Source organism: Streptomyces pallidus (ex Mingjun et al. 2026), assembly GCF_051550185.1.
Taxonomy (GTDB): domain Bacteria; phylum Actinomycetota; class Actinomycetes; order Streptomycetales; family Streptomycetaceae; genus Streptomyces.
In genome coordinates this window covers 5,125,974-5,144,608 of record NZ_CP196181.1, presented here as the reverse complement: position 1 = coordinate 5,144,608, position 18,635 = coordinate 5,125,974, and the positions used below count along the sequence as shown (strand labels likewise).

The following is an 18,635-nucleotide window of genomic DNA, read 5'->3' as shown; positions in this document are numbered from 1 at the left end:
GCCAGCGATCCCCCGGCCAGTGTACGGCCGGGTAGTGCACGGCTAGCAAGGGTGGCCCGCCAGGTAGCGTCGCGGTATGGACGTACGGTGGGAAGACACGAATTGGGAACGTTTGACACGGCGGACCGGCCGCAAGCGTCTTCCGGTGTGGGATTGCACGGTGGGACTGGTGGTCGGGGACGATTCCGTCCTGATGATCGACCCCGGTTCGAGCGTTCGTGAGGGGGCCTCGCTGAGGGCCGAGGCCGAGCGGCTGACGGGCCGGCACGTGACCCATATCGCATTCACCCACGGACATTTCGATCATGTCCTGGGCAGCGCGGCCTTCTCCGGGGCCGAGGTCTACGGGGCGGTCGGGCTGGACGGCGAGCTCCGCTCGCGGCGCGACGAGCTCCGGGAGGACGCGGTGCGCCAGGGCCTGGACGCGGCCGAGGCCGCCGAAGCCGCGGACCTGCTGGTGCCCCCGCGGCACCTGGTATCGGGCGAGTGGACGCTGGACCTGGGCGGCGTCCAGGTGCTGCTGGCCAACGTGGGGCCCGGCCACACCCCCTACGACCTGGCCGTCTTCGTGCCGGGCGAGCGCGAGACGGTGTTCTGCGGCGACCTCGTGGAGGAGTCCGGCGAGCCCCAGGCGGGCCGGGACGCGCTGCCCGAGCAGTGGCCGGCGGCCGTGGACCGACTGCTGGCGCTGGGCGGGGAGGACGCGCTGTACGTGCCGGGGCACGGCGCCGTGGTCGACGCGGCCTTCGTCCGCGCGCAACGCGACGCACTGGCCGTCCGGTTCGGCCTGTCGGACCCGGGCGCGCACCCGCTCTCCCAGGGGCGGCCGGATGCGTGAGTACTCCCCCGACCTGACCCCGCCGTGGAAGCGCGCCCCGGCCGTGCCCGAGGTGCCAGCCGATCCCGACCTGGTGGTCGAGGTGGCCGGTACGGACTTCTGCGGCGCCGTGGTGGCCTGCGAGGCGGGCACCGTGACCCTGGAGGACCGCTTCGGCAAGCGGCGGGTCTTCCCGCTGGAGCCCAGCGGCTTTCTGCTGGAGGGCGCCGTGGTCACCCTCGTCCGGCCCGTCGCCCGGGCCTCGGCGGGGCCGCGGCGCACGGCCTCGGGCTCGATCGCGGTCCCGGGGGCCAGGGCCCGGGTGGCGCGGGCGGGGCGGATCTACGTGGAGGGCCGGCACGACGCCGAGCTGGTCGAGCGGGTGTGGGGCGACGACCTGCGGATCGAGGGCGTCGTCGTGGAGTACCTGGAGGGCGTCGACCACCTGCCCGACGTCGTCGCGGAGTTCGCGCCCGGCCCGGACGCCCGCCTGGGCGTCCTGGTCGACCACCTGGTGCCCGGCTCGAAGGAGTCCCGGATCGCCGCCGCCGTCGCCAGTGACGACGTGCTGGTGCTGGGCCACCCGTACGTGGACGTCTGGCAGGCCGTGAAGCCCTCCGCGCTGGGCATCGCCGCCTGGCCCGAGGTCCCGCGCGGCCAGGACTGGAAGACGGGCGTCTGCCGGGCGCTGGGCTGGCCCGAGCACACCGGGGCCGCCTGGCAGCACGTCCTGTCCCGGGTGACGTCGTACAGGGACCTGGAGCCCGCCCTGCTGGGCGCGGTGGAGCACCTCATCGACCACGTCACGGCCTGACCCGGCCCACACCGCCGGCCCGCGGCCAGCCGGCCCCGACCCGCGCCGCGCCGCGCCGCGCCGCCGAGGTTCGGGCCGGGCGCCGGTGTCAGTCGACCAGGTCCCGGACCACCGCGTCGGCCAGCAGCCGGCCCCGCAGGGTGAGCACGGCGCGCCCGGCCGCGTACGGGCCCGACTCCAGCAGGCCGTCCTCCACGGCGCGGCGGGAGGCCGCCAGGCCGGCCGGGGCCAGCAGGGACAGCGGGCAGCCGTCCACGAGCCGCAGCTCCAGCAGGATCCGCTCGACGCGCCGGTCCTCCTCGGACAGCAGCTCGCGGCCGGCGCCGGGGGACCGGCCCGCGGCCAGCGCGGCCGCGTAGGCGCCGGGGTGCTTCACGTTCCACCAGCGCACCCCGCCGACGTGGCTGTGCGCGCCGGGGCCCGCGCCCCACCAGTCCGCGCCCCGCCAGTACAGCTCGTTGTGCAGGCAGCGGCCCGCCTCGGAGGCGGCCCAGTTGGAGACCTCGTACCAGGAGTAGCCGGCCGCCGCGAACACCTCGTCCGCGATCAGGTACCGGTCCGCGTGGACGTCGTCGTCGGTCATGGGGACCTCGCCGCGGCGGATCCGGCGGGCGAGCTGCGTGCCCTCCTCCACGATCAGGGCGTACGCGGAGACGTGGTCCGGGCCGGCGCCGAGGGCCGCGTCCAGCGACGCCCGCCAGTCGTCGTCCGACTCCCCCGGCGTGCCGTAGATCAGGTCCAGGTTGACGTGCTCGAAGCCGGCCCGGCGGGCCTCCGCGACGCAGGCCTCGGGGCGGCCCGGGGTGTGCGTGCGGTCGAGCACCTTCAGGACGTGCTGCCGCGCGCTCTGCATGCCGAAGGAGATCCGGTTGAAGCCGCCGGCGCGCAGCTCGGCCAGGTAGGCCGGGTCGACCGATTCCGGGTTGGCCTCGGTGGTGATCTCCGCGTCGTCGGCCAGGCCGAACTCGTCGCGGATCGACGCGAGCATGCGGACCAGGTGCGCGGCGGGCAGCAGGGTGGGTGTGCCGCCGCCGACGAACACCGTGCGGACGGGCCGCGGGTCGTCGCCGAGGACCTTGCGGGCGAGGCGGACCTCGTCGATCAGGGTGTCGGCGTAGTTCTCCCGGGAGGCGAGCACGCCGCCGGAGCCGCGCAGCTCGGTCGCGGTGTAGGTGTTGAAGTCGCAGTACCCGCAGCGGGTGGCGCAGTACGGGACGTGCAGGTAGAACCCCAGCGGACGGTCCCCGGCGCCCGCCAGGGCGTGCGGCGGCAGCGCGCCGTCTTCGGGCACGGGCTCGCCGTCGGGCAGTGCGGAAGGCATGCGCCCATTGTCCCGTACGCGGGCCGGGGGCCGGTCCGGGCGGGCGCCCGGCGGCCGCCTCGGCCGGCCCGGCAGCCGCTGCCGCGGGAGGGCCCGGCGGTCCGCCGGGCCCCGTACCGCAGGGCTCAGGCCTCGCGGGCGCCCTCGTACATCTCGTCGATCAGGTGCTTGAACTCACGCTCGACGACCGGCCGCTTCAGCTTGAGGCTGGGCGTGAGGTCGCCGTGCTCCACGTCGAGGTCGCGCGGCAGGATCCGGAACTTCTTGATCGTCTGCCAGCGCTGCAGCCCCTCGTTGAGGGTCTGTACGTAGGTCTCGACCAGCCGGTTCGTCTCGGCGGCGGCCAGCACCTCGGCGTACGTCCTGCCCTCCAGCCCGTTCTCGGCGGCCCAGCCCATGATGGAGGGCTCGTCGAGGGCGACCAGCGCGGAGCAGAAGTTCCGGTCGGCGCCGTGCACGACGATGCTCGACACGTACGGGCAGATCGCCTTGAACTGGCCCTCGATCTCGGCCGGGGCGACGTACTTGCCGCCGGAGGTCTTGATCAGGTCCTTCTTGCGGTCCGTGATGCGCAGGTAGCCGTCGGGCGAGAGCTCGCCGATGTCGCCGGTGTGCAGCCAGCCGTCCTCTTCGAGCACCTCGGCGGTCTTCTCGGGCTGGCCGTGGTAGCCCTGCATGACGCCGGGGCCGCGCAGCAGGATCTCGCCGTCGTCGGCGATGCGGACCTCGGTGCCGGGGAGCGGCTTGCCGACGGTGCCGGTGCGGTAGGCCTCGCCGGGGTTGACGAAGGAGGCGGCGCTGGACTCGGTCAGGCCGTAGCCCTCCAGGATGTGGATGCCGGCGCCGGAGAAGAAGTAGCCGATCTCGGGGGCCAGGGCGGAGGCGCCGGAGACGGCGGCGCGCAGCCGGCCGCCGAAGGCCTCGCGGAGCTTGGAGTAGACGAGCGCGTCGGCGATCTTGTGCTTGGTGGTGAGGCCGAAGGGGGCGGTGGCCCGGCCGGTGCGGCGGTAGTTGTCCTGGGTGACCTTGGCGTATTCGCGGGCGACGTCGACGGCCCACTGGAAGATCTTGTACTTGGCCCCGCCGCCGGCCCGGGCCTTGCCCGCGGCGCCGTTGTAGACCTTCTCGAAGATGCGCGGGACGGCCGCCATGTAGGTGGGCTGGACGACCGGTAGGTTTTCGACGATCTTGTCGATGCGGCCGTCGACGGCGGTGACGTGCCCGACCTCGATCTGTCCGGAGGTCAGGACCTTGCCGAAGACGTGCGCCAGCGGCAGCCACAGGTACTGGACGTCCTCGGCGGTGATCAGGCCGGTGGCCACGGTGGCCTTGGCCATGTACGACCAGTTGTCGTGCGGGAGCCGCACGCCCTTGGGGCGGCCGGTGGTGCCGGAGGTGTAGATGAGGGTGGCGAGCTGGTCGGCGGTGATGGCGCCGATGCGTTCCTCGACCGCCTCCGGGTACTCGGTGAGGTACTGCTTGCCGCGGGCCTCCAGATCGGCGAGGGAGACCACCCAGCCCTCCGGGTCGCCCTCGGCGGGGACCGCGTCGGCGGCCTCCAGGACCACGACGTGCCGGAGGTCGGGCAGGTCGGTGCGGCGCTCGCGGGCCTTGGCCAGCTGGGCGGCGTCCTCGGCGATCAGCACCCGGCTGGCGGAGTCCTTGAGGATGAACGCGGACTCGTCGGCGTTGGTGCTGGGGTAGATGGTCGTGACCGCGCCGCCCGCGCACATCACGCCGAGGTCGGCCAGGATCCACTCGACGCGGGTGTTGGAGGCCAGCGCGACCCGCTCCTCGGCCTTGAGGCCGAGGTCGATCAGGCCGGCTGCGATCGCGAAGACCCGCTCGGCCGCCTGGCCCCAGCTCAGCGACCTCCAGTCGTCGGGGCCGCTGCCGGAGGCCGGGGGCACCGGGTACCGGTAGGCCTCGGCGTTGGGCGTGGCGGCGACACGCTCAAGGAAGAGGGCCGCCACGGAGGGCGGGCGGTTCTCGATCAGGGTCTGTGTGTCGCTCACGGACGTCCTCCGGACCACGCGGCAGGGCCTGCCGACCGGGGGTGGGCGGCGGGCTTCCGACAGGGCTGGCAGCAATCTTGCGGCCAAGGTGTTGTAACTCGCGGGTAACCAACGGCAGTGATCAGGGTAGGGGCCCTCCGCCTGCCGCGTAAGGGCCCTTGAGCCGCCGATTCATAACGAAACAGGCCCCCGCATGTCTACGCGGGGACCTGTTCCGCCTGCAACGGCGGGTGGCTGCGGCGAGCTGCTACTTCTTCTTGCCGCCGGAATCGTCGCTCGACAGGACGGCGATGAAGGCCTCCTGGGGGACCTCCACGGAGCCGACCATCTTCATGCGCTTCTTGCCTTCCTTCTGCTTCTCCAGCAGCTTCCGCTTACGGGAGATGTCACCGCCGTAGCACTTGGCGAGGACGTCCTTGCGGATGGCGCGGATGGTCTCGCGGGCGATGACGCGCGAGCCGATCGCGGCCTGGATCGGCACCTCGAAGGCCTGCCGCGGGATGAGCTCGCGCAGCTTGGCGACGAGGCGCACGCCGTAGGCGTAGGCGGCGTCCTTGTGGGTGACGGCGGAGAAGGCGTCGACCTTGTCGCCGTGCAGCAGGATGTCGACCTTGACCAGGCTGGAGGCCTGCTCGCCGGTGGGCTCGTAGTCGAGGGAGGCGTAGCCGCGCGTCTTCGACTTCAGCTGGTCGAAGAAGTCGAAGACGATCTCCGCGAGCGGCAGCGTGTAGCGGATCTCGACGCGGTCCTCGGAGAGGTAGTCCATGCCGAGCAGCGTGCCGCGACGGGTCTGGCACAGCTCCATGATCGCGCCGATGAACTCGGTGGGCGCGAGCACGGTGGCCCGCACGACCGGCTCGAAGACGTCGCGGATCTTGCCCTCGGGGAACTCGCTCGGGTTGGTGACCGTGACCTCCGTGCCGTCCTCCAGCACGACGCGGTAGACCACGTTCGGGGCGGTGGCGATCAGGTCGAGGCCGAACTCGCGCTCCAGGCGCTCGCGGACCACGTCCAGGTGGAGCAGGCCGAGGAAGCCGACGCGGAAGCCGAAGCCGAGGGCCGCGGAGGTCTCCGGCTCGTAGACCAGGGCCGCGTCGTTGAGCTGGAGCTTGTCCAGGGCCTCGCGCAGCTCCGGGTAGTCCGAGCCGTCGAGCGGGTACAGGCCCGAGAAGACCATCGGCTTCGGGTCCTTGTAGCCGCCGAGGGCCTCGGTGGCACCGCCGGTCTGCTGGGTGATGGTGTCACCCACCTTGGACTGGCGGACGTCCTTCACGCCGGTGATCAGATAGCCCACCTCGCCGACGGAGAGGCCGTCGGCGGGCAGCATCTCGGGCGAGTTGGTGCCGATCTCCAGCAGCTCGTGCGTGGCGCCGGTGGACATCATCCGGATGCGCTCGCGCTTGTTGAGCGTGCCGTCGACCACGCGGACGTACGTCACGACACCGCGGTACGAGTCGTAGACCGAGTCGAAGATCATCGCGCGGGCGGGGGCGTCCTTGACGCCGACCGGCGCCGGGACGGTCTGCACGACGCGGTCGAGCAGGGCCTCCACGCCGACACCCGTCTTGGCGGAGACGCGGAGCACGTCGTCCGGGTCGCAGCCGACCAGGTTCGCCAGCTCCTCGGCGAACTTCTCCGGCTGGGCCGCCGGCAGGTCGATCTTGTTGAGGACCGGGACGATCGTGAGGTCGTTCTCCATCGCCAGGTACAGGTTGGCGAGGGTCTGCGCCTCGATGCCCTGGGCGGCGTCCACGAGGAGGATCGTGCCCTCGCACGCGGCGAGGGAACGCGAGACCTCGTAGGTGAAGTCGACGTGCCCGGGCGTGTCGATCATGTTGAGGATGTGCGTCCGGCCCACGCCGTCGCCCGAGGTGGGCGCCCAGGGCAGTCGGACCGCCTGGGACTTGATCGTGATGCCGCGCTCACGTTCGATGTCCATGCGGTCGAGGTACTGGGCGCGCATCTGCCGCTGGTCGACGACCCCGGTGAGCTGCAGCATCCGGTCGGCAAGCGTCGACTTGCCGTGGTCGATGTGCGCGATGATGCAGAAATTGCGGATCAGCGCCGGGTCGGTACGGCTCGGCTCGGGCACGTGGCTGGGGATGGCGGGCACGCAGTGTCCTGATTCTCGGGTCGCAGAAGCGTTGGGTCGGATCTGTACGCAGCTCCCATGGTCCCATGGACCGGGCAGTGCGCTCGGTTTGGGCCACCCCGAGGGCCCCTGGTAGCCTGGGCAGCTGTGTCTCTTCCGCCCTCTCACCCGTGGGCGGCGCTCCCCGGACGCAGTCCGGGGGGTAGGGGCACGACCGGAAGATCAAACTCTGAACCTGAAAAGGCTCTTTCGTGGCGAACATCAAGTCCCAGATCAAGCGGATCAAGACGAACGAGAAGGCGCGCCTGCGCAACAAGTCCGTCAAGTCCGAGCTCCGCACCTTCATCCGCAAGGCCAACGAGGCCGTCGTCGCCGGCGACGTCGAGAAGGCCACCGCTGCGGCGCGCGTCGCCTCGCGGAAGCTGGACAAGGCTGTGTCGAAGGGTGTCATCCACAAGAACGCCGCCGCCAACAAGAAGTCGGCGCTGGCCTCCAAGGTTGCCTCCCTTCAGGGCTGAGCACTCGATGTGATCGCCGGGAAGGACCCAGCGGGCCCTCTCATCCGCTCCTGACCGGCACCCCAGCGCCGCACGCGGCCTGCGTTCGCCACGCGGGTGCGGCGCACACACAGCAGTAACCGAAGGCCCCGGCCGCCCCCCTTTCCCCAGGGAGGCGTACGGGGCCTTCGGCGTGCCCGGGCCCTGGGGCCCGGTCAGTACGCGGGGCGGCGGGGGCGGGCCGCACGGGCGACGGCCACCACGGCCTTCTCCAGGGCGTACTCGGGATCGTCGCCGCCGCCCTTGACGCCCGCGTCGGCCTCGGCGACCGCGCGGAGGGCGTCGGCGACCCCGTCGGCGGACCAGCCCCGCATCTGCTGGCGCACCCGGTCGATCTTCCACGGGGGCATGCCGAGGTCACGGGCCAGGTCGGCGGGGCGGGCGCCGCGCGGCGCGGAGGCCAGCTTGCCGATCGCCCGGACGGCCTGTGCCAGGGCGCTGGTGATCAGCACCGGGGCCACCCCGGTCGCGAGCGACCACCGCAGGGCCTCCAGGGCGTCCGCCGCACGCCCCTCCACCGCCCGGTCGGCGACCGTGAAGCTCGACGCCTCGGCCCGGCCGGTGTAGTAGCGGCCGACCACGGCCTCGTCGATGGTGCCCTCGACGTCCGCGCAGAGCTGCGCCACCGCGCTCGCCAGCTCCCGCAGGTCGCTGCCGATCGCGTCGACGAGGGTCTGGCAGGCCTCCGGGGTCGCCGACCGGCCCAGGGTGCGGAACTCGCCCCGGACGAAGGCCAGCCGGTCCGCCGCCTTCGTCATCTTCGGGCAGGCGATCTCCCGGGCCCCCGCCTTGCGGGCCGCGTCCAGCAGGCCCTTGCCCTTCACGCCGCCGGCATGGAGGAGCACGAGGGCGATGTCCTCGACGGGCGCGGCGATGTACGCCTTGACCTCCTTGACCGTGTCCGCGGACAGGTCCTGCGCGTTGCGGACGACCAGCACCTTGCGCTCGGAGAACAGCGAGGGGCTGGTGAGCTCGGCCAGCGTGCCGGGCTGGAGCTGCTCGGACGTCAGGTCGCGCACGTCCGTGTCGGGGTCGGCGGCGCGGGCGGCCGCCATCACCTCCCGTACGGCGCGGTCGAGCAGCAGGTCCTCCTGCCCCACCGCGAGGGTGAGCGGGGCGAGCGGATCGTCGGTGGGGTTCTTCCTGGTGGCCATCGCCCCCAGCATCCCACGCCGCACTGACAGGCCTCCGCCCCGCGTACCCGAGAATGGTCGGGTGAACCTGCGACATGTACTGGTGCTGCCCGACCGCGACGCCGCGGAGGAGGTGGCCGAGGAGGCCGTCGACCGCTTCGGCCTCCAGGAGGAACCGCAGTTGGTCCGCGACGCCCTGGCCGGCGAGGACGACGCCGAGGACGCCCAGTGGCTGGTCGTCGTCGAGGACCCGCGGGAACGGCTCGACGCCGCTGCACTGGACGGCCTCGCCGCCGAGTACGAGGGCTGGCTGGAAGCCCCGTAGAAGGCCGTGCAGGGCCCGTCTCAGGCCTTGCGGACGATCTGCACGTCGAGCGTCACGTCCACGCTCGACCCGACGGCCGCGATCCCGTTGGCCAGTACCGACTGCCAGGTGAGGGCGAAGTCCTCGCGGTGGAGTTCGGCGGAGGCCCGGCAGGCGGCGCGCGGCTCGCCGTCCAGTCCCGTGCCCAGCCCGAGGTACTCGGTGTCCAGGGTCACCGACCGGCTGGTGCCGTGCAGGGTCAGCGCGCCCGCTACGGTCCACCGGCTGCCGCTGCGGTGGATGAACCGCTCGCTGTAGAACTCCAGGGTCGGGTAGTGGACCGCGTCGAGGAAGTCCGCCGACCGCAGGTGGTCGTCGCGCATCCTCAACCCGGTGTCGATGCTCGCCGCGTCGATGATCACGTGCATGGAGGACTCCTCCATGCGGTCGGCGATCCGCACCGCCCCGGCGAAGGTGTTGAACCGGCCCCGGATCCGGGCGAATCCGATGTGCCGGGCCGTGAACGCGATCGACGAGTGCGCCGGGTCGAGCTCCCAGTGTCCGGGCTGCGGCAGCAGCGGCGGTTCCACCGCATCGAGGATGATCTCCGCGGTGCCGGACTGCACCGAGTCCCCGACGATCGTCGCCCCGCGGAACGGGGCGTAGCCCTCGGCGGTGACGGTGAGCCGGTACTCCCCCTCCGGTACGGCCGCCGTGAACCCGCCGTACGGGTCGGTCTCTCCGCTGACGACGTGCCGGCCGATCGGATCGGTCACCTCGAACGCGGCCCGGCGGACCGGCTGGTGGACGGTGTCGAGGACCCGACAGCTGAGCAGGTGCGCCGCATGAGGCAGCGTCAGCGTCGCGGTGGTGTGCGAGGCGCTGCTTCCCGCTGCGTCTTTCCCTCTTCGGCGTACGAACATGGTTGGTGCACCCCCGTGCTGTGTGGACATGTCCCGCTGTGGCGAAGACGCATTCGATCATGCTGTCGGGTTGTGGGCAAACAGAACGCGGGCGCACGGTTCGGACGCGCCGGCGCCGCCCTCTCCTCGACGGGAACGCGCTCAGCCGGGGCCCACTGCCGGTGATCGCGACGGAGCCGTGGGTGTCGGTGCGCAGGACCGTCGCGCCCAGTGACCGGAGCCGCAGGAGGGTGCCCTGGGAGGGGTGTCCGTAGCGGTTGCCCGCGCCGACCGGGACGACGGCGAGCCGGGGCCGGACCCGCTCGTGCAGTGCGGCGTCCTGGTGCGCCGAGCCGTGGTGGGCGACCTTGAGGACGTCGACCGGCCCCAGTTCCGGGTGGTCGCCCAACAGGGCCTGCTGGGAGGGCGGTTCGAGGTCGCCGAGGAGCAGCAGGGTCAGCCCGGCGGTGCGCACCAGCAGGGCCACGCTGGCGTCGTTCGGCCCCTCGGTGGGCGGTCCGCCGGGCGGGGGCCACAGCACCTGCCATTCGAGCGGCCCGGCCCGGCGCCGCTCCCCCGCCACGGCCGCGGCGACGGGCACGCCGGCCGCCGCCGCGGTCCGCCGGACGAACGCCGCCTGCCCGGCCGGCTCGTCCAGCGTGGTGGTCTGGATGGCGCCGACCGCCCGGCCCCGCAGCACCCCGGGCAGCCCCCCGACGTGGTCGGCGTGGAAGTGGGTCAGCAGGAGCAGCGGCACCCTCCGCACCCCCAGCACGCGCAGGCACTCGTCCACCGGGCCGGGTTCGGGCCCCGCGTCCACCACCACGGCCGTACCGGGCCCGGCGGCGAGGACGCCGGCGTCGCCCTGCCCGACCGCGCACTGCACGTAGCTCCAGTCGGGCGGCGGCCAGCCGGTGAGCGTACGGGTGACCTGCGGGGGCCGCAGCACGGCCAGGAACAGCAGCAGGCACAGCGCCCAGCACACCCACGCCCGGCGCAGGAGCCGCGTTCCGAAGGCCAGGGCGGCCCCCGTCAGGGCGGCCAGCAGCAGCCCGCCGCCGAGCCCGCCCGGCCAGGCCAGCTCCGCCCCGGGCAGGCGCGCCCCGGCCCGGGCCACCGCGGCGATCCACCCGGCCGGCACCGCCGCGCACCGGGCGAGCAGCTCCGCGGCGGGCGGGCACAGCGGGGCCGCCGCGAGCACCGCGAAGCCGAGCACGGTCGCCGGCCCCGCCGCGAGCTCGGCCAGCAGGTTGCACGGCACCCCGACCAGGCTCACCCGCGCCGACAGCACCACGACGACGGGCGCGCAGACGGCCTGGGCCGCGGCGGCGGCCCCCAGCGCCTCGGCGAGCCGGGGCCGCATCCCGCGCCGCCGCAGGGCTGCGCTCCACCGGGGGGCGAGCGTCAGCAGGGACCCGGTGGCCAGGACGGACAGCAGGAAGCCGGGGCTGCGGGCCAGCCACGGATCGTGCAGCACGAGCAGCAGTGCGGCGGCGGCCAGGGCGGGGAGCAGGGACCTGCGCCGGCCGGTGGCGAGGGCCAGCAGGGTGACGGCCCCGCAGGCGGCGGCCCGCAGCACGCTCGGCTCGGGCCGGCAGACGACCACGAACGCCAGCGTCAGCGCCGTCCCGGCGAGCGCGGTGGCCCGCAGGGAGAGCCCGAGCCGCGGGGCGAGCCCGCGCCGCTCGGCGAGTTGTGCGCTGGCCGGGGGCCCGACGAGCAGGAACAGCACCACGGTCAGGTTCGCCCCGGAGACGGCCAGCAGGTGCAGCAGGTCGGTGGCCCGGAAGGCCTCGTCCAGCTCGGGCGGCACCCGGGAGGTGTCCCCGACCACGAGGGCCGGCAGCAGCGCCCTGGCATCCGGTGCGAGCCCGTCCGTGGCCTCGCGCAGCCCGGCCCGCAGCCGCCCGGCTAGCCGCTGGACGGCATCGGGGCCGCCGGTCACCCGGGGCCCGGCGTCCCCGGCCGGCCGCAGCAGCGCCACGGCCCGTTCCCCGTCCCGCCCCGGCGCGAGGCGGGCCTCCACCGCGACCCGGGTGGAGGGCAGCAGCCCGCCCCAGTCGGGATGCCCGGCGAGGACGCGGACCGGGGTCTCGACCCGCGTCGCCGCGCCCCCGGGCTCGGTCACCCGGGTCACCACCGCGTCCAGCACGACCACGGGCGGGCCGCCGCCGGTACGGGTGCTGCGCGGATCGGAGGCGATCGTGAGCTCGGTGAGGACCCGGGCGTGGTCCCGGGCCAGGCCGTCGACCGGTCCGGCCCGGGCCTCCGCCTTGGCGAGGGCCGCCACCCCGGCCCCGGCGGCCGCGCACAGCAGGGCGAGGGCCGCGGCGGTACCGGCACGCCAAAGCCGGTCCGGGCGGTGGCATCCGGCGAGGAGCAGCAGCCCGGCGGCCGCCACCGCGAACCCAGCCCCCCAGGCACCCCACCCGGCCGGCACGCGCAGGGCGACGGCGGCCGCCGCCCAGGCGGCCAGGGCCGGCACGACCAGCCGGAGGTCCAGGGGCTGCGCACCCTCGGTCCGCTTCACGGCCGCACCAGTTTGCGCAGGTCGGCGAAGCGGCGCTCGCCGATGCCGTTGACCTGGCGGAGCTCCTCCACCGACCGGAATCCGCCGCGGGCGGTGCGGAAGTCGACGATGTGCTGCGCCAGCACGGGCCCGACCCCGGGCAGCGCGTCCAGTTGCTCCACCGTGGCCGCGCCGAGGCTGATCGGGCCGGCGGACGGCCCGCCGGGCCCTGGTGCGGGCGGTGCCGGACCCCCGACGACGACGTGTTCGCCGTCGACCAGGACCCGCGCCCGGTTCAGACCGGTGGTGTCCGTGCCGGGGTCGACACCCCCGGCGGCGGTGAGCGCGTCCTCCACCCGCGAACCCGCGGGCAGCCGCCGCACCCCGGGCTCGCGGACCTTGCCGCTGACGTCCACGACGATGCGGGAGCCACCGGCTGCGGTGCCGGGTGGCCCGGGCACCGGGCCGGGCGTCGGGGCGGGTGCCGGGGCCGGGGCCAGGGCCGGGGGCGCGGTCACCGGCTGCGGCCGGGCTGACCAGTACTGCTGGACCCCGATCCCGACGGCAGCCGCCAGCACGACTGCGACGGCGCCCACGGCGCGCGGCCGGACCTCCAGCCGCGCCTGCACCCACAGCGGCAGCCGCTCCCGCACGGCAAGCCACCCCGAGCCCCCCGAGGCCCGCACCACCCCCGCCTCCGACGGCTCGTCGCCACCGGGCCCGCCCGACACCGGCGGGGGCGACAGGGTCGGAGCCGACGACGGAAGCGAAGTCGGCGGCGGGGCCGTACGCGGCGGCGGGGCCGGCCACGGCGGCAGAAAGGGCCGTGGCGGTGGTTGCGGCGGATCCGGTACCCCTGGCGGCGCGGCACCACCGCTGAGGAGGGCTTCCGCCCGGCGTCGCACCACCTCCGCTGCGGCGGCCGCGGAGGGCGCGACCGCCCGCCGGCGGAAACGGGTGGCGGCCGGCCCGCGGAAACCGGTGTCGGGGCGCCCGCGGCGGTGGCGTGGGCGGCTGTCGGAGGGACGGGAACGGCCCGGGCCGGCAGCGGCTCCGGAGCGGTGTGGCCTGCGCGTCTGAAGAGTCATGCCTCGAAGGTAGGGACGAATCCCGGCCACCGTTCGGAATGCTCAAATCCGGTGGACTTCCCACCCCTTGTGGAAAACCGCGCCACTCGTTCCGGTGGTCAGCGGGGCGAGACGACCGCCGCCAGCAGCCCCGGTCCCGTGTGCGCGCCGATCACCGCGCCGACCTCGCTGACGTGCATCTCCCCCAGGCCCGGGATGCGTTCGCGCAGCCGCTCCGCGAGCTTCTCCGCCCGCTCGGGCGCCGCGAGGTGGTGCACGGCCACGTCCACGTCGGCCGTGCCGGCCCGCTCGACGGCCAGCTCCTCCAGCCTGGCGATGGCCTTGGAGGCCGTCCGCACCTTCTCCAGCATCTCGATGCGCCCGCCGTCCAGCGTGAGCAGCGGCTTCACCGCGAGGGCCGAGCCGAGGAGGGCCTGGGCGGCCCCGATGCGCCCGCCCCGCCGGAGGTAGTCGAGGGTGTCGACGTAGAAGTACGCCGCCATGCCCGCAGCCCGCTTCTCCGCGGCGGCCACGGCCTCGTCGAGGGAGCCGCCGGTCTCGGCCGTCTCGGCGGCGGCCAGGGCGCAGAACCCGAGGGCCATCGCGACCATGCCCGTGTCGACCACCCGCACCGGCACCGGGGCGGTCCTCGCCGCGAGCACGGCGGCGTCGTAGGTGCCGGAGAAGTCCGCGGAGAGGTGCAGGCTGACGATGCCCGTCGCACCGGCCTCCGCGGCTGCCCGGTAGGCCCGTACGAACTCCTCCGGGCTCGGGCGGGAGGTGGTGACCGAGCGGCGCTTCTGCAGGGCCAGGGCCAGGCTGCGCGCCGAGATCTCGGTGCCCTCTACGAGGGCCTCGCCGCCGACGACCACGGTCAGCGGGACGGAGGTGATTCCGTGCCGCGCCATGGCCGGTGGGGGCAGGTAGGCCGTGGAATCGGTGACGATCGCGACATGGCGGGACATGAGGCGGAGGTTACCGCCCGCGCGGCTGCGGCGGCAGCCCGACCCCGCCCGCAGCGGAGCTCACGACGGGGCCACAGCCGCCGGCCGGGTGGCGCCGTCACGGCCCCGGTCGCCCGGGGTTCGCCTCAGGTCGTCGCCTCGGGCCGGGGGCTCTTCTGCCACGGGTACGTCGGCGGCGTCACGGAGGGGTTCAGCGCCGGAGCGGGGGACGGGCCCTGCCGGCCCCGGGCGTCCTGACCGGCGCCCGCGTCCGGTGCGGGGCCCGCAGCGGGGCCCGATCCGGCTGCGGGGGCCGCGCCCGCGTCCCACGCAGCCGCGGCCGCCGCCAGGTCGTCCAGCGAGTCCCGGCGGGAGGCCCAGTCCCGCAGCGCGTCCGACTCGACCTCGATCTGCGACGACAGCGACGACAGCTCGTCGTCCGCGAACCGGCGGGCCCGGTCGCGCGCGGCCCACCGCAGCGAGTCCGCAGCCTGCGTGATCTTCGCGGCCCGCTCCCGCAGGTCGGGCAGGGCCTGGGCGACCCGCGCCCGGTCCGGCTCCTGCTCCAGCCGCTTCAGCTCGTCGTCCAGCTCGTGGCCGTGCGCGCTCAGCCGCTCGAACAGGGCGAGCGACTCCTTCAGCGAGGCGTCCGTCCGGGCCCCCTCGGTCAGCGCGTCCTGTGTGGCCCGCATCGACGTCCGCAGGTCCAGGCGCAGCTGGGCCAGCGCCCCGCCGACGCCGACCTGGCCGAGGCTCTTGGCCTTCAGGGCCGTGTCCTCCACGGTCCGTCTGGCCTGCGTGATCGTACGGTCCACGCCGCGCTTCGCCGCGCCGACCGCCTTCACCGTGGCCCATGCGCCGAGCCCCAGGAAGGCGAACAGCATCACCAAGGCAAACATGATGATCAACATGCCCGCATCCATGAGGGCCCCTTCCCCTGCTGTTTTCCGTCCCCTCCACCGTAAACGCCACGGGCAGGCCAGGGGTTCCGAACGAACCCCCAACCTGCCCGTACGGGATTACCCCGACCTCAGACGACGATGTTCACCAGCTTCGGCGCGCGCACGATCACCTTGCGGATCTCGGCCCCGCCCAGCGCCGCCACGACGGCCTCGTTGCCCAGCGCCAGCTGCTCCAGGTCTCCCTCGGAGATCGTCGGAGGCACCTCCAGGCGGGCCTTGACCTTGCCCTTGATCTGCACGACGCAGGTCACGGCCTCGTCCACCACGTACGCCGGGTCGGCCACCGGGAAGTCCTGGTGCACCACGGACCCGCTGTGGCCCAGGCGGTGCCACAGCTCCTCCGCGATGTGCGGGGCCAGCGGTGCGACCAGCAGGACCAGTCGCTCGGCGACCGAGCGCTCCAGCGGACGACCCGCCTTGGTCAGGAAGTTGTTCAGCTCGGTGATCTTCGCGATGGCGGTGTTGAAGCGCAGGCCCGCCATGTCCGCCCCGGCCCCGTCGATCGCCTTGTGCAGCGCGCGCAGGGTGTCCTCGCCGGGCTCCGCGTCGACGACGGTGACCTGTCCGGTCTCCTCGTCCACGACGTTGCGCCACAGCCGCTGCAGCAGCCGGAACTGGCCGACGACGGCGCGGGTGTCCCACGGACGGGAGACGTCCAGCGGGCCCATCGCCATCTCGTACAGGCGCAGGGTGTCGGCGCCGTACTCCTCGCAGATCTCGTCCGGCGTGACGGCGTTCTTCAGGGACTTGCCCATCTTGCCGTGCTCGCGCTTGACCGGCTTGCCGTCGTGGAACCAGGCGCCGTCGCGCTCCTCGACCTCGGCGGCCGGGACGTACACGCCGCGCTCGTCGGTGTACGCGTACGCCTGGATCATGCCCTGGTTGAACAGCTTGTGGAACGGCTCCGCCGAGGAGACGTGGCCCAGGTCGAACAGCACCTTCGACCAGAAGCGTGCGTACAGCAGGTGCAGCACGGCGTGCTCGGCGCCGCCCACGTACAGGTCGACGCCGCCGTGCGGCGCGCTCTCGCGCGGGCCCATCCAGTACTGCTCGATCTGCGGGTCGACCAGGGCCGCGTCGTTGTGCGGGTCCAGGTAGCGCAGCTCGTACCAGCAGGAACCGGCCCAGTTGGGCATGGTGTTGGTCTCGCGGCGGTACGAGCGGACACCGCGCCCGTCGCCCAGGTCCAGCTCGACGTTGACCCAGGCCTCGTTGCGGGACAGCGGGGTCTCCGGCTTGGAGCCGGCGTCGTCGGGCTCGAAGGTGCGCGGCGAGTAGTCCTCGACCTCGGGCAGCTCCAGCGGCAGCATCGACTCGGGCAGGGCGTGCGCGACGCCGTCCTCGTCGTAGACGATCGGGAAGGGCTCGCCCCAGTAGCGCTGGCGGCTGAACAGCCAGTCCCGCAGGCGGAAGTTGACGGTGCCCTCTCCGATGCCCTGCTCGGCCAGCCAGGCGGTGATGGCGGCCTTGGCGTCGACGACGGTCAGGCCGTCCAGGGAGATGCCCTCGCCGGTCGAGTTGACGATGGTGCCGTCGTACGAGGTGAAGGCGTCGTCCCACTCGGCCGGGTCGGCGTCGCGGTCGTCCGAGGGCTCCACGACGCAGCGCACCGGCAGCTCGAAGGCCCGCGCGAAGGCGAAGTCGCGGGAGTCGTGCGCCGGGACGGCCATGATCGCGCCGGTGCCGTAGCCCATCAGCACGTAGTCGGCGATGAAGACCGGGACCCGGTCGCCGCTGACCGGGTTGGTGGCGTAGGCGCCGGTGAAGACACCGGTCTTGTCCTTCGCCTCGGCCTGGCGCTCGACGTCGGACTTGGAGGCGGCCTGCTTGCGGTACGCGTCCACGGCCTCGCCGGGGGTGGCGGAGCCGCCGGTCCACACCTGGTGCGTACCCTCGGGCCATTCGGCGGGGACGATCTTCTCGACCAGCGGGTGCTCGGGCGCCAGGACCATGTAGGTGGCGCCGAACAGGGTGTCGGGGCGGGTGGTGAAGACGGTGATGGCGTCGCCGCCCACGGCGAAGTCGACGCGGGCGCCCTCGCTGCGGCCGATCCAGTTCCGCTGCTGCAGCTTGATGGCCTCGGGCCAGTCCAGCGCGTCCAGGTCGTCCAGCAGCCGGTCGGCGTACGCGGTGATGCGCATGTTCCACTGGCTCAGCCGGGCCTTGAAGACCGGGAAGTTGCCGCGCTCGGAGCGGCCGTCCGCGGTGACCTCCTCGTTGGCCAGGACGGTGCCCAGGCCGGGGCACCAGTTCACGGGCGCGTCCGAGGGGTAGGCCAGGCGGTAGTCGTCCAGGACGCCGGCCCGCTCGACGGCGGTCAGGTCGGCCCAGGTGCGGCCGCCGGGGACCTCGCGGGAGCCGTCCTCGAAGGAGGCGACCAGCTCGGCGATCGGGCGCGCCTTCTTCGCCTCGGTGTCGTACCAGGAGTTGTAGATCTGCAGGAAGATCCACTGGGTCCACTTGTAGTAGTCCGGGTCGATCGTCGCGAACGACCGGCGCCTGTCGTGGCCCAGGCCCAGCCGGCGCAGCTGCGCCTTCATGTTCTCGATGTTCGCCTCGGTGGACACGCGCGGGTGCGTGCCGGTCTGCACGGCGTACTGCTCGGCGGGCAGGCCGAAGGCGTCGAATCCCAGGGTGTGCAGGACGTTGTGGCCGGTCATCCGCTGGTGACGGGCGAAGACGTCGGTGGCGATGTACCCGAGCGGGTGGCCGACGTGCAGACCCGCACCGGACGGGTACGGGAACATGTCCATGATGAACTTCTTGGGGCGCGCGACGACCGCCGGGTCACCGGCCAGGTCGCCGGTCGGGTTCGGGGCCTCGTAGGTGCCCTGCGCGTCCCAGACGTCCTGCCAGCGTGCCTCGATGTCGGCGGCCATGGCAGCCGTGTAACGGTGCGCCTCGGCCGCCTCGGGGGCCGGGGTGTTCGTCTCGCTCATGTTTTCGGAAGCTCCATCGATCGTCTCTGCCGGCTCTGCTCACTCGAACGAACCTGCTCGCTCAAACGAAAAAACCCCTCGCACAGGAGGGGGCGCCGCGCCGATGCCGACCGTCTCGAGGGGTCGGTACTGATCAGCGCGGCTCGGTAAGCAGAAGGCGTACGGCACGCATGGCGCCAGGGTACCGCAGCGGTCCCGGCGACCGCTCGGCCGTTCCGCAAGACGAGAAGAGGGCCACCCGATCCGGGTGACCCTCTTC

The 18,635-nt window shown here is 73.6% G+C and carries 13 protein-coding genes and 1 pseudogene; 4 read left to right on the top strand and 10 right to left on the bottom strand.

Annotated features, from left to right (window positions below; genetic code table 11):
• The first annotated feature begins 76 nt into the window (after positions 1-76).
• Positions 77-838 (top strand): MBL fold metallo-hydrolase, encoded by a 762-nt coding sequence (locus ACSHWO_RS22720; protein ID WP_361083937.1) that lies wholly within the window; start codon positions 77-79, stop codon positions 836-838.
• Positions 831-1,631 carry a DUF3097 domain-containing protein gene (locus tag ACSHWO_RS22715; protein WP_438314305.1) on the top strand — a complete coding sequence of 267 codons (801 nt, stop codon included), beginning with the start codon at positions 831-833 and terminating at the stop codon, positions 1,629-1,631. The genes ACSHWO_RS22720 and ACSHWO_RS22715 overlap by 8 nt, the downstream gene beginning before the upstream one ends.
• Positions 1,632-1,719: 88 nt before the next feature.
• On the opposite strand, the gene hemW is transcribed toward ACSHWO_RS22715, so the two are convergent.
• The 3 genes from hemW to lepA form a co-directional block, all read right to left on the bottom strand.
• Positions 1,720-2,952 (bottom strand): radical SAM family heme chaperone HemW, encoded by a 1,233-nt coding sequence (gene hemW / locus ACSHWO_RS22710; protein WP_385848772.1) that lies wholly within the window; start codon positions 2,950-2,952, stop codon positions 1,720-1,722.
• Between the two features lie 125 nt (positions 2,953-3,077).
• Positions 3,078-4,967 (bottom strand): AMP-dependent synthetase/ligase, encoded by a 1,890-nt coding sequence (locus ACSHWO_RS22705; RefSeq protein WP_361083945.1) that lies wholly within the window; start codon positions 4,965-4,967, stop codon positions 3,078-3,080.
• Positions 4,968-5,214: 247 nt separating this feature from the next.
• Positions 5,215-7,080, bottom strand: a complete 1,866-nt coding sequence (gene lepA, locus ACSHWO_RS22700; protein WP_438314301.1) for a translation elongation factor 4 — start codon at positions 7,078-7,080, stop codon at positions 5,215-5,217.
• Positions 7,081-7,310: 230 nt separating this feature from the next.
• On the opposite strand from lepA, the gene rpsT reads away from it, so the two are divergent.
• On the top strand, positions 7,311-7,577 hold the full coding sequence (gene rpsT, locus ACSHWO_RS22695; protein WP_361083950.1) for a 30S ribosomal protein S20: 267 nt from the start codon (positions 7,311-7,313) through the stop codon (positions 7,575-7,577).
• Between the two features lie 194 nt (positions 7,578-7,771).
• On the opposite strand, the gene holA is transcribed toward rpsT, so the two are convergent.
• Positions 7,772-8,770 (bottom strand): DNA polymerase III subunit delta, encoded by a 999-nt coding sequence (gene holA / locus ACSHWO_RS22690; protein WP_385848773.1) that lies wholly within the window; start codon positions 8,768-8,770, stop codon positions 7,772-7,774.
• 61 nt (positions 8,771-8,831) lie between these two features.
• Between holA and ACSHWO_RS22685 the strand changes: the two genes are divergently transcribed.
• Complete coding sequence (locus ACSHWO_RS22685; RefSeq protein ID WP_361083956.1) at positions 8,832-9,074, top strand: hypothetical protein; 243 nt, start codon at positions 8,832-8,834, stop codon at positions 9,072-9,074.
• Between the two features lie 20 nt (positions 9,075-9,094).
• Here the strand turns inward: ACSHWO_RS22685 and ACSHWO_RS22680 are convergent, their stop codons facing one another.
• From ACSHWO_RS22680 to leuS, 6 genes and pseudogenes are all read right to left on the bottom strand, one after another.
• On the bottom strand, positions 9,095-9,976 hold the full coding sequence (locus tag ACSHWO_RS22680; RefSeq protein ID WP_361083958.1) for a YceI family protein: 882 nt from the start codon (positions 9,974-9,976) through the stop codon (positions 9,095-9,097).
• Between the two features lie 136 nt (positions 9,977-10,112).
• Positions 10,113-12,485, bottom strand: a pseudogene (locus ACSHWO_RS22675) (ComEC/Rec2 family competence protein); the annotation flags it as partial.
• Positions 12,482-13,117, bottom strand: coding sequence for a helix-hairpin-helix domain-containing protein (locus tag ACSHWO_RS22670; protein WP_438314295.1), 636 nt, complete (start codon positions 13,115-13,117; stop codon positions 12,482-12,484). The pseudogene ACSHWO_RS22675 and the gene ACSHWO_RS22670, both read right to left, overlap by 4 nt.
• Positions 13,118-13,650: 533 nt before the next feature.
• Positions 13,651-14,496 carry a DegV family protein gene (locus tag ACSHWO_RS22665; RefSeq protein WP_361083964.1) on the bottom strand — a complete coding sequence of 282 codons (846 nt, stop codon included), beginning with the start codon at positions 14,494-14,496 and terminating at the stop codon, positions 13,651-13,653.
• 125 nt (positions 14,497-14,621) lie between these two features.
• Positions 14,622-15,398 carry a hypothetical protein gene (locus tag ACSHWO_RS22660; RefSeq protein ID WP_385848775.1) on the bottom strand — a complete coding sequence of 259 codons (777 nt, stop codon included), beginning with the start codon at positions 15,396-15,398 and terminating at the stop codon, positions 14,622-14,624.
• A gap of 107 nt (positions 15,399-15,505) precedes the next feature.
• Positions 15,506-18,376 (bottom strand): leucine--tRNA ligase, encoded by a 2,871-nt coding sequence (gene leuS / locus ACSHWO_RS22655; protein ID WP_385848776.1) that lies wholly within the window; start codon positions 18,374-18,376, stop codon positions 15,506-15,508.
• Positions 18,377-18,635 lie beyond the last annotated feature (259 nt).